The sequence below is a fragment of the Pseudomonas sp. SWRI51 genome, from assembly GCF_014268825.1.
GTDB lineage: Bacteria > Pseudomonadota > Gammaproteobacteria > Pseudomonadales > Pseudomonadaceae > Aquipseudomonas > Aquipseudomonas farsensis.
Window position 1 is genome coordinate 55,963 of sequence record NZ_JABWRG010000004.1, and the last position, 25,231, is coordinate 81,193.

The following is a 25,231-nucleotide window of genomic DNA, read 5'->3' on the forward strand; positions in this document are numbered from 1 at the left end:
GTGGCCTACACCCTTCACACGGCAGCTTCGGCCATCGTACTATTCGTGCAGTCTCACCAGGCTCTGCCTGAGGCTCAAAACGAGCCTAACCAATAATCTAAAAGGAACCGATATGTCTAGGCTCGCTGAATTCCGCGCCCTTGAACAACAGCTCGCTGCACAGTTGGCTGAGCTGGAAAGCTTGAAAAACGATGATGGTCTCAAACGCGAGATCGAATTTGAGAAAAAGCTTCGCAACTTATTGGGCGAGTACAATTATAGCTTGCGTAACGTTGTTGCCATCCTCGATCCTCAAGCCGCTTCTCGCCGCGCAGCTCCTGCCGCAGTTGCTGAAAAAGGCAATCGCAAGCCGCGCCAGGTCAAGCATTACAAAAACCCGCATACTGGTGAAGTCATCGAAACTAAAGGTGGCAATCACAAGCAGCTCAAAGAGTGGAAGGCTGAGCACGGTGCCGAAGAGGTCGAATCCTGGTTGGCTAAGTAACACTGTTTGAGTACAAATCAGGGCCCTGCGGGGCCCTTTTTTATGGGATAGGGATATATGGGATTTTGAAGGCCAGGTCGAAAAGGAACTTCTGCGCCTTCGGCAGTAGGGGTTTTGCTATGCCAGTTTGCAGTCAAGGTGGAGTTTCCGGAGTTGGACTACATGCTTTCAGGGTGGCCCAGGGTTGTTCTGTTCTTTCACTCGAAAGCCTTCGGGGGGGCACAGTGCGGCTCTGATCTAGTCGGCGTTAGTGCCATTGAGAAAGTCCTCGGCAATGTGGAGCGCGGAAATGTGCTCGCCGTGAGTTATCTCGCTACCGCAGTCGCACTCCCCCTCGTTCGCCTCTCTAAGCCATGTTCCTTCCTGCTGTCTTCGATAGCACCATCCCTTCGTGTAGCCAGCGCCTGTCATCTCCAGCCCCGGATGTTTGACAGTCAGTTCACAGACTTCGAACAGGTCGGGCTCGCGTCGTAGAACCCCGATGCCTTTCTGGTAAAGCGGAAACTCACCCTGTTGAGCGAGTTTGATGAGTGTGTCAGCTTCGAAGGCAACAGTGCCATTCTCGTCGAGCAGGTTGTTTATGTGGGGAAAGTGAAGAGGCGCGCTCTTGCTTGCCGAGCCATACAGCACTAAGTCAGGGATCTTCACCACAATCCCGCTCTCGGCTGCGCCATCAATCGAATCCTGCACGTCAAGGATGTTCGTGCCGCGATAGAAGGCGGTGTGGGTCGGAGCAATTTTCACGTAGCTCGGATGGTACTCAGGAAGATCGAGGGTTCGCCTGAACGCAGGAGTGCCTCTGAGCCCGTCGTCTAGCTTGATTTCAGCCCATGGCAGCCCCATGAGTGCCCTGAGAATGGGATCCTCGGCTGAGGAGGGGAAGAGTGCGTTGGTGAGCCATACAGCCGATTTCAGTGATGCCTTGCTCAAAACCGGCCTTGTATCCAGCGAAGTCGTCGCAGACCAGCTTGCCCTTCCAATCACCCAGGAAGTTGCGTGCATGCTCGCCAGCACGGCTTGGGCTGAAGTCGTAAACCACCGCTTTGAGCGCCGAAAACGGCGTAGTGCTGTAGGCCCAGACGTAGGCCCGGTGGGTTTTCTTCTCGCCCGGCGCAAGCATTTGCACGGGTGTTTCATCGGCGTGGATCACGCCCTGGCTCAGCACTGCTTCACGCAACGCATCGACCAGCGGGTGGAGTCGCACGCCGGTTTGCCCGACCCACTGGGCCAAGGTCGAGCGGGCGATTGCCAGCCCGGCGCGGCCAAAGATTTTCTCCTGCCGATACAGCGGCAGGTGATCGGCAAATTTGGCCACCATCACGTGAGCCAGCAAGCCTGCGGTCGGGATACCTTTGTCTATAACCTGCGCCGGTACCGGCGCCTGGATTAGTGTTTCGCACTGACGGCACCAGGGCTGCCGGGTAGTTCTTCAGAGCACTCCAAGGTACCCAGCTAGTCTGTTGAGCCTGGGATGCGGCATGCAGACCTTTGATGGCATCCGTCACCAATGCGCGCTCACTTCCAGACCCCCAGCGTCCCAAGACTCCAGCGAGACGAGCCAAGGGTTCAATGGCCGCCTCATAGGTCATGGCTTGTGCGGCCAGATGCTCCAAGGTTACGTCCCCGGGTTCTGCGGCAAATAGAGGAGTCAAATGACTGATCGCTTGATGAGCCTGGCTGGTTAATAGGTCATCGAGCTGAATCCGGTGCTCGGGTCTGGCCATAAAGCGTTTGGCCATAGCGAGAGTCAGCTCGATGCCAGCTGGATTCGGCAGACGGGACTGCTGGATAGTCTCAAGCTTGAGGTTCAGCCCGTCGAAGAACGTGTCAGCATCCATCCCGGTTACGGTAGTGGCACGACGCTGGGTGATGAGCTCCTGACCACGCTCACTCAATCGACCCCGGGATAGCCAGTAGGTCGGATACCGACGTGACGGTGCTCTCAAAAACGCCGCCCTCAGCGCATGATGCCACTCACCTGACCATCCTGCGACGATGAGCCCGAACTCATCGATGATGCGATCAAGCAGCGTATTGAACGCCGCCGGGTACTCGCCCAGTTCCACATTGGTATTGAGGATCCTTGCATCCTTGTAATCGCCATGAATTTTCAAGATGTAGCAAGAAGCATGGGTGAGCGGTTCAGCCCCTGCGAGGGCATCTTCCGAGCTGACGACTGTTGGCTCAACGCCGACATCGCGCAGCGCATTTTCCATCAGCCGGTCGAAGTTGGTGGTGATAATCACGCGCACATGACCCGTTTTGACCATGGCTGCGATCGCCCGATGGGCACGGGTAGGCAGCTTCAGGCCGTCCTCCAATTCCTCATCGCTAGGCTCCAGAAAACCCTGGATGATGGCTCGCCGCTCGGTCTGGGTGGTCGCCAGGCGTTCGAGTAGGGTGGAGTAATTGGGTTGCTCTCCTGTCTGACCTGCGTACCACGCCACCCAGTCATCCTGCTCTCCCGCACCCATCGCGATGCCCCAACGTTTCACCAACTCCAGGGTGATTTCCCAGCCGGTCTGAATACCAGCTGAGCGGGATACGCCCGAGCCAAAAAGCACGGCATAGACGCTTTTGTTCTCAAACATGGAAAAGGCGATTTGAGCTGTTGGATCAGGAGCAGCAGCGGTCATACACAATCCTCGTGAGTTGGAGAGGCCAACTGTTCGTATGGGGGAGTTGCATCCGATTAACCACTAAGCCGTCGGCTCACAGTCGGCTCTCATGTTTTCTGCCAGGTGCTCGATCCTAGAGGTGCCTGGGATGGGGAACGTGACAGGGGAGTACTCAAGCAGCCAGCGCAGAGCACTGCGGGACGTCGCCGAGGCATCTTCGGACTTAAGGTATTTTCCAGCCCCCAAAGGGGCATACGGGACGAAAGCGATGCTGTTTTCCTTACACCACTGCACCACGTCTTTGCACTCGGCGTTCAGAAGGCTGAAGGCATTCTGAACTGCCGCAATCGGAGCGATCGCTGCTGCCTCGATGGTTTGAGCAACGGTCACTTTGGACAATCCCAGTGCCTTGATCTTGCCCTCTGCGCGCAACTGCTCCAGCTCCCCGACCTGATCTGCGAGCGGTACGTTGGGATCAACTCTGTGCAGGTAGTAAAGATCGATTGCTTCGACTCCGAGCTTTCGCAAGCTCATCTCGACACACTGGCGTAGATAGGCCGGCACACCGCACGGTGTCCATTGCCCTGGGCCCTGGCGGGTAAACCCGCCTTTCGTGGCAATGATCAAATCCTCTGCGTAGGGATATAGAGCTTTGCGGATCAACCTTTCGGCGTCGTGCGGGCCGTAAGCGTCGGCGGTGTCGATGTGTTGGACACCCAATGCCACCGCCGAGCGCAAGACCTCGATCGCGTTTTTCTCGTCAGCAGGCGGCCCCCAGATGCCTGGCCCTGTCAGCCGCATGGTGCCAAAACCTAGGCGACGTATCTTCTTTCCGGCCAGCATCCCGTGTGTCGTGAACTTCATGCCAACCCCATGCGCAGGAATACATCGGCGGTGATTTGAGCTAGACGCGCCTCGCGCGCCGCAGGAGTCAGCACCTGGTGATGGATTGAGTGCCGCTCAAGTAGCGCATGCAGGTGGGTGTCCACTGATGCTCTGTAGCGACTGTCCGTGTCTCGCCCCGGGCCGAGAGCGATGGAGGGATCCAGCTTCGTGGCAAGAACGGTCGTGTAGTTGGGGCTGTGATTCATGATTACGGCCCCAATGGCCTCTACTTCATGCGCAGCCAAATCGCAGCCTCGGTACTCAACGGCAGCGTTCCAGTACGCCACTGCATCCATGACAGGGCGATCAACCAACACAACATCAGCGTTGACGCGGGCAGCGTGCTCCGCTTCAAGCGTCCGGTCGATGAACCACATTGTTGAGTCGTATGTGTGCTGGGTGAGCAGAGGAATGCCTCGCTCAACAGCAAGTGCCCCGAAGGAGGGGATGACTTCGACGCGGATCCCCTTCACCTCAAGTACCTTCCTCAAGTCGGCACAGAAGGTGGATTTGCCGGTTGAGTGCGTGCCGGCAACCCCGATTACGACCGAACTCACCACAAGCTTCCCTGTTCAGGTGTGGGTGTTTTGTCCACGGTCTGAATCTTGAGCTGAGCGATCTTGCAGACTTCTGGCCAGCTATTGAGGAGGGAGTCCTCAATCAAACGGCCCAGGAGGAGGGCGGTTACTCGGGCGTCCTCCCCGGCGCGATGCAACTCGCCCGAAACTTCAGCGTCCAGGCCAGTCAGAGCCAGCAGCGCGGAGAGGCTATGGCTTTGAGCATCTGGGTACACATGGCGTGCAAGTTTCAGCGTGTCTATCACACCAAGCGGGGCCCAGTCGGGCAGATGGCGCTTCATCACTCCGTAGTCGACTGACGCGTTGTGCGCGACGAACCATTTGCCCTGAAGGTGTTGTTCGACATCGTCCCGCAGCTCTTCCCAAACAGGTGAGCTCTGCACTTTTGTGTTGCCGATGCCGTGCACACGCTTGGCTTGCCAGGTGATGGGGTTTGGCGGTTTGATGAGCCAGCTTGAAGGCTCATCACCCTCGACGACAGGGAACGAGGCGATAGCCAGCTCCACGAGGTCAGGCGGTGTGTGGCCATTACCCTCAACGTCGACAATTACGATGGGCTCGGAGGGCCACTGAAACTCCGTATCAGTCATCAGATATTCCTCTGCGCTTCCGCGCGTCCATGGCGATCATAGTGATGTGGCTTGTCGGCATCGTGCACCTGGTACCCAAGCGTGTGCTGCATGAAGTACCGGCGCTGTTCATCGAGGCCGCGAACAATGATGGAGCGTTCTGTTACCACCGGTTCACCCTCAGCGCCCAGCCGCTGGCATAGGCTGCTGAGAAGCGCCTCATCGGGCTTCTTCCAAGCGGCCTGGCATGTGGCGTATTGAGCGGAAGGGCATGTGTCACACAGCTCGGTGATCCCGAAATGGCCGTTGTAATCGGGCTGCTGGTGGGCATAGGCAACCCCACATGAGGTCTTGCGGAATATCGGAGTGCTTGGAGCGTGCGCTTGATAGATGCTCAGCAACCGTTGCTCCTCCTCCAGCGGCAGCAGCTTACGTCTGGCGGTTGAGGTGTAGGGCTCGGGAATACCCTGGCTTTGGTAGTACCGAGCAATCTCTTGTCGATAAAACAGCCCGCTGAACACCGTTGCGTGGGCGTGTTTTGCGAGCTGCGCGGCGCGAGCGATGTGTTCCTCGGAATCGTTAAGCCCAGGGACAATTGGTCGCCAGTAGAGCAACGTCCGGTAACGCTGCGCATGTTTGAACAGGGTTCGCAGGCTATTGGCTGCGATCGACGATTTGATGGGCTCGATCTTCGGGTCTTCGATGCCTGAGTAAGTCACCAGCACCGTCAGCTTGATGTTCGTCAGGGCATTGAAGCGTTCGCAGTCCTCGGGCGTCACACGCCAGCGAGTGATCACAAGCACGTTGTTGGTAAACCCTGCCTCATCGAGCAGTCGCAGCAGGTTATGGGTATGGCCTTTCACGTCCGGAAGCATCGGATCGGTTGCTCGGTTGAAAAGCTGAATCGGCGTGATATGAGGCTGGAAGAAGCGATGCGAAACGAACTGCCTGAAGGCTTCTTCGTCGGTCATCACAGCCTGGGGAGTGCGCTGCTCGAAGTTACCGAACAGGTGCCTCACGCAGTAGCTGCAGTCCAGGGGGCAGCCGACGATATGGTTCAGGCTGAGGCCACTTTTACGGTACTCGACAGGATCCCGGAGGCTCGGGTTGACCAGTGCCAGTTGCGTGGCGTTGATGACAGCGACGTTTCTATCCATGGACGCGCTCCTTGCAGCTCAACCGAGTTGCAGATGTTCCTTCGAGGTGTGCCTATCCATCCTGGAGCGTCCTCGGAACTGGGGTGAAGCACTACCAGGCAGGCGAGCTGGTAGGCTATCAATTTGCCATCAAATTGGGCAATGAAGATTTCCATGCGGATTGACACTCCGTCTCTTGGCGCGGAAATCGTCACTGCCATGCATGCCTATGCGCGTCAGATCAATGCCCCAGTGATCCCCAACTGCTCTGGAAGCTCGGCCCATCCGACATGGGAGGTTGGGTTGGTCGACTGATTTGAATCGTAACCGGGATCGGGAAATCCACACCCACCATCGCTACCTCACCCTGCTTTAGGTTTGGCAGGAATGCTGCAGCGGAGCGATCGATCTCACCGCAGGCTCGTTCAACGACTTCGCGGTCACGGTCGTTCGTAAGCCGGTGGACGAGCAGGGTACCCATCTGACTGAGCACGCCTTCAGTTATGTCGCGTGGTCGTTGGGTCGCCAAGCAAATGTTCAGCCCGTATTTTCGACCCTCTTTCGCGATCAGTTCGAAGGCATCCAGATTCTGTAGGTCATCCTCGTTACCAACGGTTTTGCCCAGGAAATTATGGGCCTCGTCGAGGATGGTGATTAGTGGTCTCATCCTGAAAACCTCAGCCCGGGCTCGCTGCAGCAGTAGTCTGCCGATAACGTTGGCCACTACCTCACGGGCGTTGAACTCGTATCCAATTGAGCTCAAGCAGACCCTGAACAGCCTCTTGTCGCTACGAATGAAGCTGTCCAGTTGATCTACGAAACTGGAAAGGCCGGCAGCGGGACTGAAGACGCAGCCCAGCGACGGCGACTCCATCACGCCGAGGATGCGGGTCATCAGAGATGTGCAGTGAGAGATTTCATTACTGGCTCCCCCGAAACGCTCAGAGTCGTTGTAAGCGGTCGGGAAGCAGCACTCCTGCACCAGCTGAGATACCAGTTTGCGAGGGTTGAATGGCGTTGTTGGATTTCCTACCAGGCTTGCGTTGTTGCCTCTCTTCATGGCCTCGCGATAGACGTCTTTCGATTGGTCTACCTTCAAGACGATGTGCCTCGGGAACAGGTCAGGTGCGAGATGTACGAGTCGGAGGCTTTTGATCGCTTCCCTCAGCTTCGGCCCTTGTGTCTTCCCTGATGGCTGGAAGAGGGCAATGAAGTCGGATTCGGTGAAGCTAGTCGGGGGAATCGCGACCTCTACAGAGCCTTCAGCCCGGTGGAGGGGGCTGCCAAGGTGGCAATGAACCGTGTCATCGCCAACGAGCGAGCGGTATTCGCCCGTGGCATCAATCAGCACTACTTTGGCTGAGAAGCGGCGACACTCCTCGATCAGCTTGGATGTCGTCCAGCTCTTGCCTCCGCCTGTGGAGCCCAGGATTGCGCAGTGCCGTCCGAATATCTTTTCGGGAGTGACGGCAATAGGAAATCCGCCATCCCCGGCAACGTGACCAAGGTTCAACGCTACCTCAGGTGGCGCACCGTCCACACCCGTTGAGGTCAACAAAGGGATCTGGGAAATGAATTCTCCAGGGGCGGAGTAGACCCGATCGCCAAGCCGTGGATATGAGCTAACTCCTGCTGTGACTCGCAGCGATTGCGGGTTTACGGAGCCCAGAAGGCGTATGAAGCCTATTGCGTCGATTTGGCGGCTACCTGCAAAGTCCTGTGAAATCTCCGAGCGATCCCTGTCAGGCAGCGTCACTTCGGTTATGCGCCCGAGCAGCACTGCTTGCTGGCCTTCAATGAGCACAAGCTCGCCGACCTCACCTTTGCCGTAACGGTTGTGGCCCAAGTATTGGCCGCTCACATTGCCGGCATGCGCCAGGTTCGTCTTTACCAGCTGGGCACTCACACTCGAAACCACACCAATTTTGAGATTGCTGGCCAGAATCCCGTCGAGAGCACTCATGCGTTTTGGCTCCCCAGGCGTCTGACGGCATTCGCCAACTGCTCTGCTGGAGAAGCTGTTCTCAGGTGCGGAATGTGGCTGACAAGATCGCTGAACGAGCCACTGACGAAGTGGATGTCCAGGCCACGCTTGGCGAGGTCATGGAATCTGCCCCAATAGTCGCTTGAGCCATGGTGTCCCCGGTTATGCAGGTGCGTGATGCACTGGAAGTCGCAGAGTATGAGTTTCAGGCTCGGGTTAGATTGGATCGCTGAGAAGATTGGCTCAGAGAGGTGATCATCGTTGAAGCCGAATCCCCCCACGATGAGACAACTGTTGGGCTGACGCAGAAACTCCAGGTAGCGCGACAGAAGCTCTAGGTGAGGCTGCAGGAATGCCTGCTGGTACTTGCCTTTGGCTGGGTAGATGAGGCACGCGTTCGCAGGTGTAGGCGCTGTGTCCTCGTAGATGTCCTTTCCCTCTCTGCTCCAGCTCACCGATCCATGCAACTTCAGTAGCTGGAACACACCTTCGGCGAACTCATGACCTTCCACCTCTCGCCTGACGATGTCGTAGCTGAAATGTTTCCCATCGAACCGCCGCCTGCGGGTGTAGGAGAATCCATCAATGGCCATCATCCCGAGGTCAGAGGCTGCTGTCTCGAAGCACATATCATAGTTTGTGGTGAAGACCTTCAGGCGAGGGTCTCGGACTCGTCGTCTCGCCAGCTTCTGCAGCAACTGCCTGTATGCAGAGATATCGGCGCTTGGGGCTCGCAGGAATGCTGAGCATGCATCTAGGATGACTGCTTTGACCCCGCTGACAAACCCTTCGACGGTGGCGTCTTTATTGAAGGCGAGATAGGCGTCGCATTGAGAAAGGAAATGCTCGATATTTGGATTTATGGTTTCTTTGTAGCGCACCACATCCATCACGCGCCCTGCCGCCTCAGTGGGATCCCCTGAGCCGGGTGTGCACATGGAGCGCTTCCACAGATCCCACATGCTCGGCCCACCTGGTGCACCAAGCGAAGTCCCACTTCCAGCCAAAAAGCCAAGATTGGGAACTTGCAGTGCCGCAGCGAGCATGTCCGACAGTGCTGTGCGGTTTGAAACGATCCTTGTTGGATCAGGTGGTGGTACGCCCTTGAGGACTATGTAGGCTTCTTCATTCAAAGGCGCCCAATCAGAAGCCCCTGGTGCTAGGTAGGCTTGAAGGCCCTTACGGTTGGCATCAAGCTCCACAGGTTTGTCAGCAGGGGGCGGGGGGGCTACGGCTTCTACAGAAAGGGCTGGGGCTGGCGGGGCGTTTTCGTTGGACATCAACACGATCCTTGAGGGGGCGTATCCCGATGGCGTGCTATGGGCCAATCGAGTGCGCGTGATGAAACCTGTGGGCAACGCAGTATTGGCATAATGACATCGGTGCTATGGCGCCGGAAGGTAAGCGTCTGCCGAACACATCTTGCACCAGCCCGTTTGGTGCGGGGTCAGCATATGAGCGAAGGTCAGTGCGCTGTGAACCAGCTGGGGTGTAGCACAGGAAAATGTTCCTTCAGCCAATCCACAAATGCGTCGACCTGAGGCGCAAGATGCGTTCTGCTTGGATAAAGCACGGATACCAGGCGAGGCTTTGGACGAAATGCCCTGAGCACTTCAACCAGTTCTCCGCTTGCGAGGAATGTCTCAACGGCAATGCCAGGAGCTTGAACAATGCCGAAGCCTGCAACACCGCACTGAACGTAGGCATTCGACTCATTCACAGTGATTCCACCATGAGGCGTGTGTGGACGATCTTTGCCGTCTACCGAGAAGTGCCAAGGCAGCGGTCTGTTATTTTGACCGGAAAGGAAGCTTACACATTGGTGGTCTGCTAGATCTTGTAGGGTTATGGGTGCCCCGCAGGCTTGGAGATAGCTTGGAGACGCACAGGTCACCATGGTGGCGGTGCCAATTTCTCTGGCCACCATGCTTGAATCCGGGAGGTCACCAATTCGCAATACACAGTCGATGCCCTCGGCGACGAGATCTACCGTACGGTCGGTCACGCCTAGCGCAAGCTCGATTTCGGGAAATGCCTCTGTAAATCTCCTAAGGCTTTCCATGAAGCTGCGCTGGGAAAATGCAGTTGGGATGTCAATTCGAAGCCGACCTCGCAGCGTCGATCCACTACGGTCGAACATGGAAGTGGTTTCTGCGATGGTTGCTAAAATCTCTTTGACGCGTTCGTAAAACCGCTCGCCCTCAGCCGTCAGTTTTACTTTACGCGTAGTGCGCTGGAACAGACGGACACCCAGCGAGGCTTCCAAATCCTGAATGGTGCGTGTGACGTGCGGGCGTCCGGCCTGCATTGCCTCAGCGACTTTGGTGAAGCTCCCCAACTCCGCTAGCTTGGCGAATACTTGCATCGACTGTAGAAGCTCCATAAGTCTCTTCTCGGGAACATGTTAACTGGGTGATTGTTGCTGATCAGGATAACAATCCTGTTCGTTTCTGCACATTTATCTATAGCCGGGAAACCTCAACAATGTCCTCAGCGTAAGGGAGGAGCTTTCCTCACCTGCACATTCAAAATTGTTGGAGACAAAAAATGAAAGCGTGGCTTCTGAAAGATTTCGGCTTGGATAATCTGGTACAGGGCGAAACGGAAACCCCCGTGCCCCAAGCTGGTGAACTGCTGGTTAAAGTAGGCGCTGTATCACTCAATTTCCGGGACAAGGCCATCGTTGACGGCATCTATGAACCTCACCTGGTGCCCAAGCCACTGATCCCCGTCAGCGATGCGGCGGGGACTGTCGTGGCAGTTGGTGATGGTGTCAGCCGCTTCGCTATCGGAGACCGGGTCAACTCACACCTCTACTCACGTTGGTTGGACGGCATGCCTGGGCCAGATGAGCCTAACTACTGCTTTGGATCGCCATTGCCTGGTGGTCTGGCGGAATACATGATCATCCATGAAGACAGCGCGGTAGGTGCCCCTGACAACATGTCAGATGAGGAAGCAGCGACCCTTCCAATTGCTGCTCTGACGGCGTGGTATGCGCTCGTCGATTATGGCCAAATCGAGACCGGCCAAACCGTTTTGGTTCAGGGATCTGGAGGTGTTTCTGTTTTTGCAGCACAAATTGCTACGGCTTTGGGAGCCAAGGTTATCGTCACCTCCAGCCGTGATGACAATCTGGAAGCTGTAAAAAAACTGGGCGCTGTTGCTGGTGTGAATTATCGCACTACCCCTGAATGGGCAGAGGAAGTTCTGAAGCTCACTGACGGCAAGGGAGTGGATCTTCTGCTGGATGTGGCAGGCGGTGACGGCATCAATCAATCGATTGCTGCAACAAAGGTAGGTGGACGTATCGCACAGATCGGCTTTCTGACAGGCCAAACCTCTGCCCTGAACCTGATGCCTATGATTTTCCGACAAACAACGATTCGCGGCATAGCCGTTGCTCCACGCTCGTCATTTGACCGAATGAACGAATTCTTGAATGAGCACAAGATTCGCCCGGTAATCGACCACGTGTATCCATTCGATCAAGCACGCGAAGCGTACGAACATTTGGCCAGAGGCGCCTTTGGTAAGGTAGTAATCAAAATCGAGTAGAATCAGGCCACCTGGAGTTACGCCGCAAATTTCCGCATTGAAATATGCGCGGTCAGATGGCCACCCAATTATGTGGCAGCAGATCGGCAATCTCACTCGCCCGCTGCGACGGCAGGCGCGTGAGCACGTCCTTCAAGTAAGCGTACGGGTCATGCCCGTTGAGCCGTGCAGACTGGATCAAACTCATGATCGCCGCCGCCCGTTTGCCACTGCGTAATGACCCTGCGAAGAGCCAGTTCTTGCGTCCCAGAGCCCATGGCCGGATCTGGTTCTCTGCCCAATTATTATCAATGGGTACGGCCCCGTCATCGAGGTAGCGCGACAGCGCTGCCCAGCGTTTTAGGCTGTAATCAAGCGTTCTGCTGATGGCCGAACCTTCGGGCACGAGATCTCGCTGGGTGATCATCCAGGTATGCAGCCTCTCCATCACCGGGACGGCTTTTTCCTGCCGTATTTGGCGCCGTAAATCTGGCTCCAGGTCGCGGGCTTCGCGTTCGATTTCGTACAATAACTGGATGTAGCGCAGGGCTTGTTCGGCGAGCATGCTCTTGTTGGTGGCGTGCATTTCGAAGAACTTGCGCCGGGCATGGGCCATGCAGCCGATCTCGGTCACGCCGAGTTCAAAACTGGCCTTGTAGCCACCAAAATCATCACAGACCAGCTTGCCTTTCCAGTCTTGCAGGAAGTTGCGTGCGTGTTCTCCTGCGCGACTGTGGCTGAAATCGTAAACAACCGCTGCTGTTTCGCAGAACTGGCTGGTGGCGTAGGCCCAAACATAGGAACGATGGGTTTTCTTCGCGCCCGGGCTGAGCATCTGCACCGGCGTTTCATCGGCGTGGATGACCTGCTGTCCGAGCACTACGTCGCGCAACGCCTCGACCAGAGGCTGTAACTGCACGCCAGTTACGCCAACCCATTGGGCCAGAGTTGAACGTGGGATGGCCAAACCGGCTCGACCAAAAATTGACTCCTGACGGTAGAGAGGCAAATGGTCGGCATACTTCGCAATCATGACGTGGGCCAGCAACCCGGCGGTCGGGATGCCCTTGTCGATGACCTGCGCCGGCACTGGCGCCTGGATCAGTGTTTCGCAGTCATCACAGACCCATTTGCCACGGACATGGCGCTCGACAGTAAATACGCCAGGCCTGTAATCCAGTTTTTCGCTGACGTCTTCACCGATACGCTTGAGTGCGCACCCGCAAGGACAATGAGTGTTGTCCGGTTCGTGGTGGATTAGCGTGCGTGGGAACTCCGCCGGCAACGCCGTGCGCTTGGGCTTTTGCTTTTTATCGGTCGTAGGCGGAGCTGTTTGCAATGCCTGAAGCTCAGCCTCAATCGCCGCGATATCGGTATCGATCAAATCGTCCAGCAAGCTAGCCTGCTGCGGATTTAACTGCTCGCTACTCTTGGCAAACTTCAACCGTTTGAGCTGTGCAATTTCGTGGGTCAGCTTCTCGATAACCGTTTGGTCGCGGTGGATTTTTTTGCCCATTGTCTCGACTGTCTGATCGAGACTTTCCACGCGCTGCATCAACTGCGCTGCCAGAGCGCGCAGTTGTTCAGGGGGTAGGAGGTCGAGATTGGGCAGCGAAGTCATGCCGACGATTTTGCCAGAACAGGCGAAAACCGACGACAGGCTGATCGGATAATTGCACGGCCAGGCGGCACGTGGCAGAGGTTATAGGATGGAAATTGCGTTGCCAGGCCCGACTCTTTGCCAAGGCAACCCCAGCACCAGGGCATGCAGTTGCTCGGCGGCCAACTCTATCTGCGAGCCGTGCCGAGAACCGGGCCAGATGAACTTTCCCTGATGCAGGCGGCGGGCCGCCAGCCAGATACCCAGCCCATCGTGCACCAGCACTTTCATGCGATTGGCACGGCGGTTGGCAAACAGATAAGCACAGTGCGGCTGCGCCGCACCGAACACAGCGACCACCCGCGCCAGCGCGGTTTCGGTGCCGGCGCGCATGTCCATGGGCTCGGTGGCAAGCCAGATGGAGTCGATGCGGATCATCGCAACAGCTCTCGCAAAAAGGTTGCGCAGGCAGCCGCGCTTTCGGTCGGCCAGCTAACTTTGACGGTGCCGCGTGGGTGTGGGATTTCGAGGCAGATCATGGCCGGGGTGATATCTGATCGTGACGCCGATGACGGTAATGCCACGGGGATAAAGGCAGGTTGCAGGACGGCACTTTTCTGCGATTGCAGCCGAATCCACTTATGGACGAGGTTCGCGTTGAGGTCGTGGCTCAGCGCGACGCTGGCAATCGAAGCGCCAAGCTGGGCACACTCTTGAATGACTTGGGCCTTGAAGGATTTGGAGTAAGAACGTCGTTGTGGCTGCATGAAATACCCGCTTAAAAGACTAGAACTGGTGTCCACCTAAATTTAAGTGCACACCATGTCTTGGCTTTACGGTGCAGGGTAGATGACTTGGCCGGACGGATACGCCGGAAGTGGGGTAGGAGGGTGAATCTAGCGAAATTAGTTACAAGGCTCATCGGCTAGCCGGCGAGGGAAAGAGAGCTGCTACAACCAATACGTCGAGGTGATCGCTCATATCGTCTCTCGGCTTCGCGGCCAACCGGCCAAAATGCTCATCCCGCTCCCGTCTCCCCCAGGCAAGCTGCCACGTTGAGTGTGATGGGGGTCTTACCGACCCCGCCTTGGCGTGGTTTTGAGGGTCAGAGGTTTCCCAAGGGGAGGTGCGAAGAAATGAGAGCTTTGCCCCGGCGAAATCAATTGGTTGCCCAGTAAAATCCGAGCGTCTTGACACGTCTCGCGTGTCTTCTAATCTGATGCCAGACGCCTTCTACAGGCGTTCCGCCGTGAGCTGGAAGCGGCCAGACAATATGAGAAACCATTGCCCCGTTCGGCGGGGAGTTCGTTTTCTATTGTCTGGAGATCGCGATGAAGCCAGACCTACCACCCGTTTCTCCCCTTAAATTCCCTCCGCTGAACCTCGATCAGCCCCTTGAAAGCCGTCTCAAGCTGCCGGATGGGAGCATGGTGAAAGAGGGCTACAGAGATCCCGACTGTTTTGACATACATTGCCAGAGCAGATTTGGAAGGAGCTGGTTTTCCATAAGGGCCGAGTGTATTGAACACCTTGAAGCTCGCCTCGGCGCAATCAGCGTACGGATCAAGACGCTAGAAACCTTGTTAAAGCAAGGGCAGCCTCCCGAGAGCCTTCTCACAGCGTATGACGACATCTATGAGCAACTTGAGATGGTATACGCGGATGGCTCGTTGGGAGCGTTGGTAATGATCTCAAAGCTCTATCTTGTGGGGGCCCAGTTCCCCCCGCTGGCTACACCTGGCGGAGGCCTCAAAGCTGCAGTGATGGCTGCAGAGCTCGGGTATGTGTCGGTGTACAGCTTCCTGGGGGATTACCACCTGGGGGAGGGGCGGGCTTATGAAGCTGCCGAGGCCTATGAATCAGGAGCGTACAAAGGATGTAGTGTCAGTAAGTACCAGTTGGCTCAGTTTGCGGAGCGTGGTGTTGGAGGGCAGTTGAAAAGCGTTCGAGCCGCATTCGATCTTTATGCAGAAGCCACAACGGGAAATTACCCACCTGCATGGGTTGCGATGGCTCGGCTTTGGTTGCGCAATCCTGGAGAGATGCCGAGACCTGAGCATCTTGTTGGGATGTTGAAGGAGTGTGTCGAAATGAGGTGCGAGGGGGCTGCAACGGCCTTGGCTGAGATCTATTTGGCTCACGACCATTCCTCTGACACGAAGCGTATGGTGATGTCGCTCTATCGGTGTGCAGCGGTCGGAGGCGATATCGAAGCGCAGCTCAAGCTCGCGAGCTTGCTGGCGGGCGAGGGGGCCTGGGAGATGGAAATAAAACCGGATCTTGAAGAGGCGTTATGGTGGTATGAGTGGGTGTATGACTCTGAAAATGCTTCGCCCGCCCAGGCAGTTCTGGCCCACTTAAAACTGGGCCACCTGTTCATGGCCAAGGATCAATATGACCGAGCGGCACATCACTTCGCCTTCGCTTCTGACACTCACCTTGAGGCTGCTGAGCTGCGCAGGATCTGCGAAGAAAAGGGGGAGAATCTCAGACGCTGGCGGCAGCACAATACTGGCGGTGAGTGTCTGTAACGAGTCGACTGGGCCGAAAAGCGGCTTGTGGGGTTGATGCACACTGGGCGATAGGGTCATTTCCATCGCCCTGTTACCTCTGGCTTTCCAAGCGACAGGCTCAGGGTCTTAGTTGGGCATAACCTGCTTCTTACCGTTCACGAAAATGTAGGTGTCTGGTTCCCATTCAAACTGCAGTTTTGCTGTGTTCGACGAGGCGAGCTTGGTGTCCGAGGCTTCGAATTGGTTGAAGTCCATGGTGCCTTGATAGATGTAGTTCTGGCCCGCGTCGATCTGGGCGTCGTCAGCCAGCCGGATGCGTTTGATGACATCGCCGAACATGTCCTTCAGCACAACCGTGCCCTTCACGCCAGCCAGGGCCTCAGCTGTATTGTTCTTGAAGGCCACACTGATGCTGAAATACTCCGAGTATTTGCTTCGCTCGTAGTCCTTGGGATTGAGCTTTAGCTCAACCAAGGAGGCAGTGAGGGTGGCGTTCATTTCCTTGAGGGCCGCGAGCTGCTGTTGCTTGATCTGCTCGGCCAGGAGCCTCTGCTTTTCTTGCTCAGCTGCCTTCTCGTCCAACCAGGCTTGCTGGGACTTCAGAGCATCATTGACCGTCATCTCGGTCACGGTTTTATTGCCCCCAAACGCACTTGCTACCGCGAGGCGTGTTGCATACCCAATGAAGAGCTTCTTTTCGTCATCGGACAGCTTGGACACAGCATCCTTGAGCCCCTGGTCTTCTGACCATTTGGCCATGTCCGCTGGAAGCATCGCCTGCTTTGGATCGCTGCAACCAGCCATCAATAAACCAGCCATCAAAATGGCAGCCACTTTTGTGCGCATCGTATTTCCCTATGTTTAAGTCGGTTGTAGCTGCGAGGTTTGCGGCCCTGTTTAACCTGAGGCCTTCCTGCCCGGCGACCTTCGTCCGCATGCGGTGAAACCAAATGTGACTGGCCTTTGAGCGTGATGGTTATACGACAGTGGCGCAACGCTATCAAGACGGTGGGGACAGTGCACACGAGTTCCCGGGGCAGACACGAAGTAGTGGCTCATCGCTATTGCCACATCGCCCATCGACGGGCACCCTGATTCCTATTTGCTTGGAGGCGTTGCAGTGGGCGCTGAGGAAAAGCGGTACGCGAGGGAGCGGTTCACAAAGCAACTGATTCGGATTTGTGAAGCGCTGGACAAGGTATCGACCCGTGAATTTGAGTACATGCTGTTCGATGAGCCGCGCGTCTGTCGTATGACAGTCAACCAGCTTTGGGTATTCGGCTCATACGCACGCGGAGCTCTGACGTGCGGGGATTTGGATATTGTCGTCAAATACACGAAGGCGTTGGGCGGCAAGCCAATGCCAAAGGTCTACACACGTGCGTTCTTCGGCTTATGCCCAGGCGTAAGGTTCTACGATGGGGATCCGCAGGAGAATAGCTCCGGTGCTGAGCTATCCGGCGCGGTGCTCATTTGGGATGGCAGTGACGATGAAAACGTGTGGAGGGCGAGAATCGACTCGATCGTGCCCGATGCAGATGCGGGAAGGGCTCCACGCGATACTGACTGCATCCCGTTGCGTTCGGAGCAGTTGCGCACCCACGGTGATGATTTCATCCGTGCTGCAAAGCTTTACCAGGAAGGTTTTCTTGAATGGGATTACTTCCCTCTCAACGATGAGCTGATGAGCCCCATCCCGGGCTCAGGTTTATCTCGAAGAGATTCCAGGCTGATCACTATCGCGAGTGACATGACCCAAAAAACCCGTGATCTGGTGCCCGCCATCTGGCGCGTCGCAAATCTGACTGAGCCCAACGGGACATGGAGTGAGGCAGTCGCCGAGCGTGCAACGTTTCGCTGCGGGAGCACTTTGATTCATGTCGGGACGCCGACGTTGTCACTCCGTTGCTTTGAGAGCATGAAGACTCGCCAGTTGATGCTCATCCCTCACCGCACTGCACGAGGCCCGAATGGCATCTGGCTCATTCGGCGCGGGCCTAAACACCCCCAGGTGCTCGGGTTGAAGAAGCGCTCTGTATTCTTCATCGGCGTGCCCGGTATGCCTGAGCTTGTCTGCGCTCGGCATCAATCTGAGGATGTACGCATCCTCGAACTGTTCGACACCAAGAGCCAGGCGAAAGCAGCTATCGCCGAGACATTTTCAAAGCCTGAGGAGGGGACAGTAAGCCAGGCTGAAAATGGAGAGATCTTTGACCTGATAGTGCAGGCTGATGTTCTGGAGCATGGCGTCGAGCAAATAGCGATTACGGATCTAGGCCGTCGGTACCTTGACCAGGCAGGGAAAGGGGAGGATAGGGAGTGGCTAACTGGCTTTGCGCAAGAGCTCCCAGAAACAGAGGCTTGAATGACGTAGAGCTGCTGGGCTTGCCGAAGCTCAGCGGTTTGCCATGAGGTGCTGATGGTTCGACTACCTCTCCGTGTGCTTCGCCGTTAACTAGGCACCCGTCGAAGCCACCTATCAAACTACAGCATATGGAGCGATTGTGGTCGCGTACTTATAACGAGCGCGAACGCCCTTGCCGACTGAGACTCCTACTCCAACGAAGCTCTCGTACGAGCCCGTCCAAGGCCCAGGTCATCCAAGTGCACCCGTCATTTCGCTGCGTCCCTCTGCTTCCCGTTGCCGCCAGGTTCGCGGATCGACCAAAGCCATTCTGGCGGCGAGAGGCACGCTGATCTTTGCTTTCAAACGAGCTTTTTTGAGGCTCCGGCGTTGTTTGTTGTTCATCTTGGGTGACCTGTTAAAGGTGGGGTTGAGCGCCAGAGGTTAACCAAGGAGGTGGGGCGAAGAAATGAGAGCTTTGCTCCTCCAAAATCCATCGGTTGGCCATCGTAATTAACGTCAAGTCTTTGGTATGTGCGATACGTTTTCAGATGTTATGATTGCTCGAAGCTCCCGATTCTCTATAATCAGCATTTCGTTAATGGATGCAAGCTTGGCTATCTGGAGCTTTAGTTCCTTGTTTTCTGTCCTGAGCTCGGTGTTTTTTGTTTTTTCGGATTTTAGTTCGCTGTGTTTCAAGTCTCGCTGGGTTCTACTTGATTTGTCTTGCTCGGTTCTAATTATCTCCGCGACTTTTGGGTAATGGTTATGGATCAGCGATGCCGAAACTCCAGCTTCCCTTGCTACCGCTGAAATAGACACCTTGGTTTCGTCATTGTTAGAGCGATTGTTTCTTATCCGTGCTAGGGCTAAAAGAATTAGTTTTTCCCGATCTTCAGCAGGCTTTCTAGAGTTGTTCATTGTTTTTCTCAGGGCTGTGGCCAAGTTTGGTTAGAACTGCGGCGTATCTCTCAATGTCACGAGTGATTCGGACAATACCTGCTTCTCCAATATCCTTAACGTCGAGAAGATTCTTAAGGTTAGCGTACAATTCCTCATAAATTCGTACATGAGTTTGCCCGATTGCGGCGTTACTGCAGTCCGAGCAGCGCCCTCGATCCATTGAATTCCCGATGCATGCATTATTATCAGCGGTGCACCAGGCATGCCCATTGCTACGTATAGCCGTGCTTTCAGAAATTGACTTGATCATAGAGGCATGATTTTTGAAGAGCGCTAAGTTGTCAGGGTCACGTTGCCACTCCTTGAGGCTGGCGCCATACCCTCCGGCTAATACGCTCTCGTCCAACCAGCTTTCCACTGTCTCCTTTTTGATTGCGGCAAGCTCGGTTTCGATTTCATCATATAGCTCCAAATCGAAACTCTGGGCCCACGAGTCATCCAGAGCGTAGCCAAGCGTCATATCCATTGACCAGTGTTTGAAATGCTCTTTCAAGTATCGCAGGTCACCAAATTTGCTGTGTGCAACATAGTTTGCAAACTTCTTCCGAAACTGATGGCTTGAAATATTCCAGTCTAAGCCAGTAAGCTCGACAAACTTTTTGAGTTGTTTATTCCAGCTGCCCACTGAAAGTGTGCGCGCCTCTGCATTCTTACTAGTGGCCACACCAAGGAATAAGGACTCTTGGTGTGCCTTGGCGATAGCGATTTCTGGGTCGAATGGGTCAGTTTTTTCACGCCTTGCAATTTCATCAGCGATCATGGCCTGGTACGGTAACGCAAAACGCTCCATGATTTTCACTGCATCGATTCCGATAGAAGGAATCATCCAGTTGCAGATGCCGGCGTAAGTTTTTTCAGATTCGGCGCTGATCCAATAGTAAGTTTCGCCATCATCGTCAATTGTGTCGTGATACCCGCCAGCTTTGAGATTGGCAAGTTCGTGATTTCTACAGCCTGATGTGCTTGAAATTACGATGTAACAGGCGGTTCTGAGGTGTATGATTTCCTCTCTCAATACGCTGGCGCCATTCTCGTAATTGTGATTTTCTAATACTTTTTTCCTTTCGGCAGTATATTTGCTCTGTCCTCTTGCGCCAAATTTTATCTTGACTTCGTCTAGGTCGTCACGAATATCCAGTAGGCGGCTTCCATTTTTAATGAGCTCATGAGACTTGGCAAATAGCGAGCTAAAAATCAAGTCAGGCATGAGAGGCGTAGAGCTCGTGGTTTTATGCTGGGCGTTGCTGCCTGTGAGTCGCGCTAACCCTAACGCAGAGGTCTCAGGCCATGGATGCGCTTTCAGAGGGTGGTTGGTGTGTTGGCTTAGTTCAAATAGTGCCTCAATGGCAAGGAAACGTCTGGAAATGGTAAGTTTTGCAATCGGTTTGCCTCTAGCGGTTATTAATGTACTTGTTTCTTGGGCGAAATTGTGGAAAATAATTTTGGGGATGTCCTTGAGGTTCGTTACGCCCAGTTTTTTTAGATAGCGAATGAAGTGCAGCAAGTCATTAAGCATGTTGCGTAGCGTCGAGCCTTTTGGCTTTCTGGTGCCTTCTCTTCCCCAGATTAAGTACCGGTAGGCAATCTCCTTGATTGCATCTCTGTACTCGGCTGGGTATCGGGAAAAGTCTACGATGGTATGACTTCTAGCGCGGTTTTTAGGATGTCCACTTACCTGCCATTTGTCGTCGCCAAAGCGGCTCACAATTATCCATTGCTTGTTTATATTAATAACCGCAATGGGCAGAAGGTCGCGTTCAGATGTCGGGATTTTTTTTAAATCGACAGGGCTGAGCTCACGTTCAGTATTAGGTCTGTATGATGTATCCATTATGAAATCACCTCAATGCCAAGAATGCAGTCGGAACTCCAAAATGGATGCGGATTTTTCTGAGCTTGAGCTTTGGCTTCGTCTACTGCGGATTGTTTGAAAATTCCACGGCTAACGCCCTCTGCGACAATGTATTTGTCGATGAGTCTCGGGATATGGGCAAGCTCCCGATTCCACCTGTGTTTAGGCATGTTATTGCGCTCTTTGAATATTCTGAAGTAAAAGCTGAAAAGCTTATACAGGTCATCTGAGGTCACTGCGAAATGCTCACAGCGTACACAGTTCAAAAAGCTCGTGCAGATTGGATCACTTCGATTCATGAAGCGGCTGCGAGTACTGTTGTTGCAGTTGGCAACTGGTGTTTTGTGATAGGTGTTGCCTATGGTATTAGAAAGTAGCTCTTTAACAAGGATCTCACCCATAAAGCGCCAATTCTGCTTGCTTTCCGTTGTAGGAGCTAGATAGTTATCACTTGTGATTCTTGGGCTGTTGCCCAGTGCTCTGGCAGTACTGGCAATATCACCATCAAGAATCTCATAAATTCGATTGGCGAAGGTCTTCCGTAATCTTGATACCGTGATTTTCAGCGGATTACCTTGGTTGTCTCTAAGGTTATAGTCGGCTACCAACTTCGCGGTTGCAGACTGCAACATTGATGATGAAAGGTAACAGATCTTGTCGTGCTTTCCGGATTCGCGCGATCGGTAAAGCCAGACTCTATTATAGGTTGCTTGCTCTCGGAGCGGTTGGGTGCGCGAGATGACCTGCCTGATCACGCGCGCCACGTTTGATCGAACTCCAGGCATTGAGTCCAAGTTTTTTTCAGTCTCGCTCTCTTCGCGTAAAGCTACCTTATACGTGTTATGCCCTCTACGCTTCCATAGAACTAGGAAAAAAGTATCATCCTTCGGATGTGGCTTCAGGCAGTCCGGGGGCATTTCAAGCAGGGGGTGGGTATTTCTACCGGTATGGAGAGCAACAATAAGAAGGCAGTAGGAGAGAACCTCACTTGTCAGCGGCTGTGTGTTATCCCAGATTGGCTGGATAGCTGATCGCAGTGCTGATAATAGTGATTTCTTTTCCGAGTTTGTGAGTCCCTCTGCCTTTTTCATGGATCGATTCGAGTTGGGAAACGGGTTTAAGGGGAATGTCTTATCCGGGCCGTGAGTTACCAATTTGAAAATACCGCGCTGACCTAATGCCAGTAGTGCGGTTTTTATTAGTGAAAATCTTCCCCGTTGAGCAGATATGGCTAGCCCAAGTTGAGAGGTGTGATGCAAAAAGCCGTTTATCATTTCGCTGTTGATGTCCGCAGGGACTAGCATCTTATTTAGAGTCCTGGCATGAAGCGCCAGATAAGTAAGGAAAGTTCCAACGGCTCCGCAGATTGACGCTACGGTGGCGGTTTCAAGCTGTGCGTCTTGTTTGGCTACGAAGCGAAGAATTTGTACGTGGAATATGTAGGTGATCGCATCGATTTTCTTTCCATACCACTTTTTGAAGGAGAATCCGACCCTGCCCGTAGGGTTGGCGGGAAACACTACAGTATGATTAATCTTCAAATCGTGTATTGACGGTTCTGAAGAGTTGATGTCGGGCGTTATTTCAGGGGTGGATAGGTCTGAGGACTGAAATACCTTCTTTTTAGCCATGTCAGTCCTCCAACTCGCTTAGCTCGCGGTCATACTCCAGCACAGCATCGTCTACGTAGTCATCGACAAGGTGGGCGTAGATCATTGTCGTATTAATTGATGAGTGACCTAATTGATCTCTCAGGAACGCGATAGGATCAACTACGCTACGGGTACGCTGGAGTTGAACAAGCGTATGGGTGGCATAGGTGTGCCGGAGCATATGCGGCGTGACCTCCAGTCCTATAGAGCGACCTATGTTTTTAACTATCTTCTCAAGGGCTTTTCCGCCATTTGAATAACCCCGTCCATCTTGGTTCACGAAAAGCCTTTCATTGTCCGTCCTGCCCAGGCCGATCCTTTCACCCCTGTAGTGCTTGATGTACAAGTTAACTTCATTTATAAGCGAGCGGCTGACCCAGATGGAGCGAGATTTTTTGCGCTTAGTTTTTATCCCGGATCCATCTTCTGGATCCAGAAGAATTTTGACATTTGCTGTTTTGCCGGGCGTGGCCAGTGCTTTCTTGATGTAATTAAGCGGGAACGTGGCAAGCTCTTCTCTACGCAGTCCAGTTCTGAGGGCAAATTTTATAAGCGCTCGATGATGCACGTTTTTCGTTGATTTTATAATTAGTTTGGTTTGCTTCATTGTTAGATATTTTGGTAGTGTTTTTGCGAGGCGCGGCATCACATCGCTTGCCTCTGCTGTAGTGCTAGATCCACTAATGTGAGCGAGGTAAGATGGGTCTTTAAATACTGCTCGGATTTCTAGGTCGGTTGGTAGCTTTGAAACCAAGCCGGTCTTCAGTGCGTATTTATAAAATCTCAAGATGAAAAACAAGCGAAGGCGAACTGTTCTCGTGGCCAAGTTATGGATGTTAAAGCAGTAGTCGCGGTAAGCATGTAAGAGCGTTTTCGACTCTCCCCGATCCACATCGCGCCAGTGCAAGTTATGAGCTTGAAGAAATGAAAAATAGTCATAAAGAGCTTCTCCGGCGGCTGCCCATGTTTTGGGTGAGCGAATGGCTCCACGCCGGAGGTAGCTCCTCAGAAAATCATTCGCTGGGACGCAGCTCTCCATGCTGTCGTGCAGAAGGATGGGGAAGCCTTCGAGAGACAGGCCTGCGAGCTTGAACTCTCGGGTGGAAAGGATCAGGTGCATGGATGTCCCTTGATGGAAAGCTTGGAGCTGGGCTTGATCATCTGAGGGAAGCGTAGATCAAGTCAGAGACATCAGCTAACGATTCAAACGCCCCCTAACATCATGTATACCTCCGGCACGACCGGTAAACCCAAGGGCATCGTGCGCGAAAACGGCGGCAACGCGGTGGCCCTGTGCTACGCCATGCGCCATATCTACGGCATGCAGGCGGGGGACGTCTGGTGGGGCATTTCCGACGTCGGTTGGGTCGTAGGGCATTCGCTGATCGTCTACGGGCCGCTGATGAGCGGCTGTACCACGGTGTTCTATGAAGGCAAGCCGATCCGCACCCCCGATGCTTCTGCGTACTGGCGCGTGGTGCAGCAGTACCAGGTCAACGCGCTGTTCTGCGCACCCACCGCCATGCGTGCGATCCGCAAGGAAGACCCTGAAGGCGAGCTGATCCGTGGCCACAACCTGAGCTGCCTGCGCCAGTTGTTCCTGGCCGGCGAAAAGCTCGACTCCAGCACCCACGAATGGCTTGAGCGGGTCAGCGGCAAGCCGGTGCACGACCATTGGTGGCAAACCGAAACCGGCTGGCCGGTGACTGCGCCCTGCGTTGGGCTGGAAGGTAGCGCCGCACGGCCTGGATCGAGCAACCGCGCGGTGCCTGGCTACCATGTGCAGGTGCTGGACGATGATGGCAAGGTGCTTGGCCCGAACCAGCAGGGTGCCATTGTCATCGCGCTGCCCTTGCCGCCTGGCTGCAGCCAGACCCTCTGGGGCGACCACGACCGCTATCTTGAGGCGTATCTGCACACCCACCCGGGCTACTATCACACGGGCGATGGTGGCTACCTGGACGACGAGGGTTTTGTCTACATCATGGGCGGTACCGATGACGTGATAAACGTCTCTGGCCATCGCCTGTCCACAGGCGAGATGGAAGACTTGGTCGCCCGCCACCCGGCGGTGGCCGAGTGCGCGGTAATCGGCGTGCATGATGACATCAAGGGCCAGGTGCCGCTGGCGTTGGTGGTGCTCAAGGACGGGCAGGGCATTGGCGAGGCGCAGTTGCAGTCCGAGCTTGCCGCCAGTGTCCGCGAGCATATTGGCGCGCTGGCCTGTTTCAATCAGGTGCGGCTGGTGAAGCGCTTGCCCAAGACCCGCTCGGGCAAGATTCTGCGGGCGGTGCTGCGCAAGATTGCTGATGGGCAGCCGTATATCCCGCCCTCAACGCTGGATGATCCGGCGGTGCTTGGGGAGATTGAAGGGGTGTTGGCCAACCTGGCGCGTGCGGGGTGAGGTTAGGTGCTCGCCTGTACCGGCCTCATCGCAGGCTGGCGCCAGCTCCCACAGGGATCTGAGCCAGGCTCGGATATCGCGGCTGACGCGGCCTCTGTGGGAGCTGGCGATA

Annotated in this window: 22 protein-coding genes and 2 pseudogenes; 5 read left to right on the plus strand and 19 right to left on the minus strand. The window is 54.8% G+C overall.

What is annotated here, in order from left to right; genetic code table 11:
• The first annotated feature begins 112 nt into the window (after positions 1-112).
• Positions 113-484, plus strand: coding sequence for a histone-like nucleoid-structuring protein, MvaT/MvaU family (locus tag HU720_RS02650; RefSeq protein ID WP_186517035.1), 372 nt, complete (start codon positions 113-115; stop codon positions 482-484).
• A 237-nt stretch (positions 485-721) separates the two neighbouring features.
• On the opposite strand, the gene HU720_RS02655 is transcribed toward HU720_RS02650, so the two are convergent.
• The 10 genes and pseudogenes from HU720_RS02655 to HU720_RS02700 form a co-directional block, all read right to left on the minus strand.
• Positions 722-1,327 carry a hypothetical protein gene (locus HU720_RS02655; RefSeq protein ID WP_186517037.1) on the minus strand — a complete coding sequence of 202 codons (606 nt, stop codon included), beginning with the start codon at positions 1,325-1,327 and terminating at the stop codon, positions 722-724.
• A gap of 49 nt (positions 1,328-1,376) precedes the next feature.
• A pseudogene (locus tag HU720_RS02660) lies at positions 1,377-1,892 on the minus strand (IS66 family transposase); the annotation flags it as partial.
• A gap of 580 nt (positions 1,893-2,472) precedes the next feature.
• Positions 2,473-3,120: pseudogene (locus tag HU720_RS24585) on the minus strand (SIR2 family protein); the annotation flags it as partial.
• A gap of 63 nt (positions 3,121-3,183) precedes the next feature.
• Positions 3,184-3,966 (minus strand): aldo/keto reductase, encoded by a 783-nt coding sequence (locus HU720_RS02670; protein WP_186517039.1) that lies wholly within the window; start codon positions 3,964-3,966, stop codon positions 3,184-3,186.
• Positions 3,963-4,544: an AAA family ATPase gene (locus HU720_RS02675; protein ID WP_186517040.1), complete on the minus strand. Its 582-nt coding sequence runs from the start codon at positions 4,542-4,544 to the stop codon at positions 3,963-3,965. Before HU720_RS02675 ends, HU720_RS02670 begins: the two co-directional genes overlap by 4 nt.
• The gene (locus tag HU720_RS02680; RefSeq protein ID WP_186517041.1) at positions 4,541-5,155 is read right to left on the minus strand and encodes a 3'-5' exonuclease; all 615 of its coding nucleotides are present in this window, start codon (positions 5,153-5,155) and stop codon (positions 4,541-4,543) included. The genes HU720_RS02675 and HU720_RS02680 overlap by 4 nt, the downstream gene beginning before the upstream one ends.
• Positions 5,155-6,291 carry a radical SAM protein gene (locus tag HU720_RS02685; RefSeq protein WP_186517042.1) on the minus strand — a complete coding sequence of 379 codons (1,137 nt, stop codon included), beginning with the start codon at positions 6,289-6,291 and terminating at the stop codon, positions 5,155-5,157. Before HU720_RS02685 ends, HU720_RS02680 begins: the two co-directional genes overlap by 1 nt.
• 220 nt (positions 6,292-6,511) lie before the next feature.
• Positions 6,512-8,233, minus strand: coding sequence for an ATP-binding protein (locus HU720_RS02690; RefSeq protein WP_186517043.1), 1,722 nt, complete (start codon positions 8,231-8,233; stop codon positions 6,512-6,514).
• Positions 8,230-9,534, minus strand: coding sequence for an SIR2 family protein (locus HU720_RS02695; RefSeq protein ID WP_186517044.1), 1,305 nt, complete (start codon positions 9,532-9,534; stop codon positions 8,230-8,232). The genes HU720_RS02690 and HU720_RS02695 overlap by 4 nt, the downstream gene beginning before the upstream one ends.
• A gap of 185 nt (positions 9,535-9,719) precedes the next feature.
• The gene (locus tag HU720_RS02700) at positions 9,720-10,619 is read right to left on the minus strand and encodes a LysR family transcriptional regulator (RefSeq protein ID WP_186517045.1); all 900 of its coding nucleotides are present in this window, start codon (positions 10,617-10,619) and stop codon (positions 9,720-9,722) included.
• Between the two features lie 182 nt (positions 10,620-10,801).
• On the opposite strand from HU720_RS02700, the gene HU720_RS02705 reads away from it, so the two are divergent.
• A complete protein-coding gene (locus tag HU720_RS02705) occupies positions 10,802-11,812 on the plus strand; it encodes an NAD(P)-dependent alcohol dehydrogenase (protein ID WP_145187305.1) in 1,011 nt (336 codons plus the stop codon).
• A gap of 52 nt (positions 11,813-11,864) precedes the next feature.
• Here the strand turns inward: HU720_RS02705 and HU720_RS02710 are convergent, their stop codons facing one another.
• From HU720_RS02710 to HU720_RS02720, 3 genes are all read right to left on the minus strand, one after another.
• Positions 11,865-13,412: an IS66 family transposase gene (locus tag HU720_RS02710; protein WP_186517046.1), complete on the minus strand. Its 1,548-nt coding sequence runs from the start codon at positions 13,410-13,412 to the stop codon at positions 11,865-11,867.
• A gap of 81 nt (positions 13,413-13,493) precedes the next feature.
• Complete coding sequence (gene tnpB, locus HU720_RS24185; RefSeq protein WP_145187308.1) at positions 13,494-13,829, minus strand: IS66 family insertion sequence element accessory protein TnpB; 336 nt, start codon at positions 13,827-13,829, stop codon at positions 13,494-13,496.
• Positions 13,826-14,158: a transposase gene (locus HU720_RS02720; RefSeq protein WP_189672604.1), complete on the minus strand. Its 333-nt coding sequence runs from the start codon at positions 14,156-14,158 to the stop codon at positions 13,826-13,828. Before HU720_RS02720 ends, tnpB begins: the two co-directional genes overlap by 4 nt.
• 564 nt (positions 14,159-14,722) lie before the next feature.
• On the opposite strand from HU720_RS02720, the gene HU720_RS02725 reads away from it, so the two are divergent.
• The gene (locus HU720_RS02725; RefSeq protein WP_186517048.1) at positions 14,723-15,922 is read left to right on the plus strand and encodes a sel1 repeat family protein; all 1,200 of its coding nucleotides are present in this window, start codon (positions 14,723-14,725) and stop codon (positions 15,920-15,922) included.
• A gap of 108 nt (positions 15,923-16,030) precedes the next feature.
• On the opposite strand, the gene HU720_RS02730 is transcribed toward HU720_RS02725, so the two are convergent.
• Entirely contained in the window at positions 16,031-16,750 is a 720-nt protein-coding gene (locus HU720_RS02730; RefSeq protein ID WP_186517049.1) for a hypothetical protein, read from the minus strand.
• A gap of 274 nt (positions 16,751-17,024) precedes the next feature.
• Between HU720_RS02730 and HU720_RS02735 the strand changes: the two genes are divergently transcribed.
• Positions 17,025-18,269 (plus strand): hypothetical protein, encoded by a 1,245-nt coding sequence (locus tag HU720_RS02735; RefSeq protein ID WP_186517050.1) that lies wholly within the window; start codon positions 17,025-17,027, stop codon positions 18,267-18,269.
• Between the two features lie 231 nt (positions 18,270-18,500).
• Here HU720_RS02735 and HU720_RS02740 read toward each other — a convergent pair whose 3' ends face one another.
• The 5 genes from HU720_RS02740 to HU720_RS02760 form a co-directional block, all read right to left on the minus strand.
• Entirely contained in the window at positions 18,501-18,653 is a 153-nt protein-coding gene (locus tag HU720_RS02740) for a hypothetical protein (protein ID WP_186517051.1), read from the minus strand.
• 114 nt (positions 18,654-18,767) lie between these two features.
• Positions 18,768-19,169, minus strand: a complete 402-nt coding sequence (locus tag HU720_RS02745) for a TetR family transcriptional regulator (RefSeq protein WP_186517052.1) — start codon at positions 19,167-19,169, stop codon at positions 18,768-18,770.
• Positions 19,156-21,042, minus strand: coding sequence for an integrase (locus tag HU720_RS02750; protein WP_186517053.1), 1,887 nt, complete (start codon positions 21,040-21,042; stop codon positions 19,156-19,158). The genes HU720_RS02745 and HU720_RS02750 overlap by 14 nt, the downstream gene beginning before the upstream one ends.
• Positions 21,042-22,694 carry a hypothetical protein gene (locus tag HU720_RS02755; protein WP_186517054.1) on the minus strand — a complete coding sequence of 551 codons (1,653 nt, stop codon included), beginning with the start codon at positions 22,692-22,694 and terminating at the stop codon, positions 21,042-21,044. Before HU720_RS02755 ends, HU720_RS02750 begins: the two co-directional genes overlap by 1 nt.
• A 1-nt stretch (position 22,695) precedes the next feature.
• Positions 22,696-23,835, minus strand: coding sequence for a site-specific integrase (locus HU720_RS02760; RefSeq protein WP_186517056.1), 1,140 nt, complete (start codon positions 23,833-23,835; stop codon positions 22,696-22,698).
• An 81-nt stretch (positions 23,836-23,916) separates the two neighbouring features.
• Between HU720_RS02760 and HU720_RS02765 the strand changes: the two genes are divergently transcribed.
• A complete protein-coding gene (locus tag HU720_RS02765) occupies positions 23,917-25,119 on the plus strand; it encodes an AMP-binding protein (RefSeq protein WP_346656549.1) in 1,203 nt (400 codons plus the stop codon).
• The last annotated feature ends 112 nt before the right edge of the window (positions 25,120-25,231 follow it).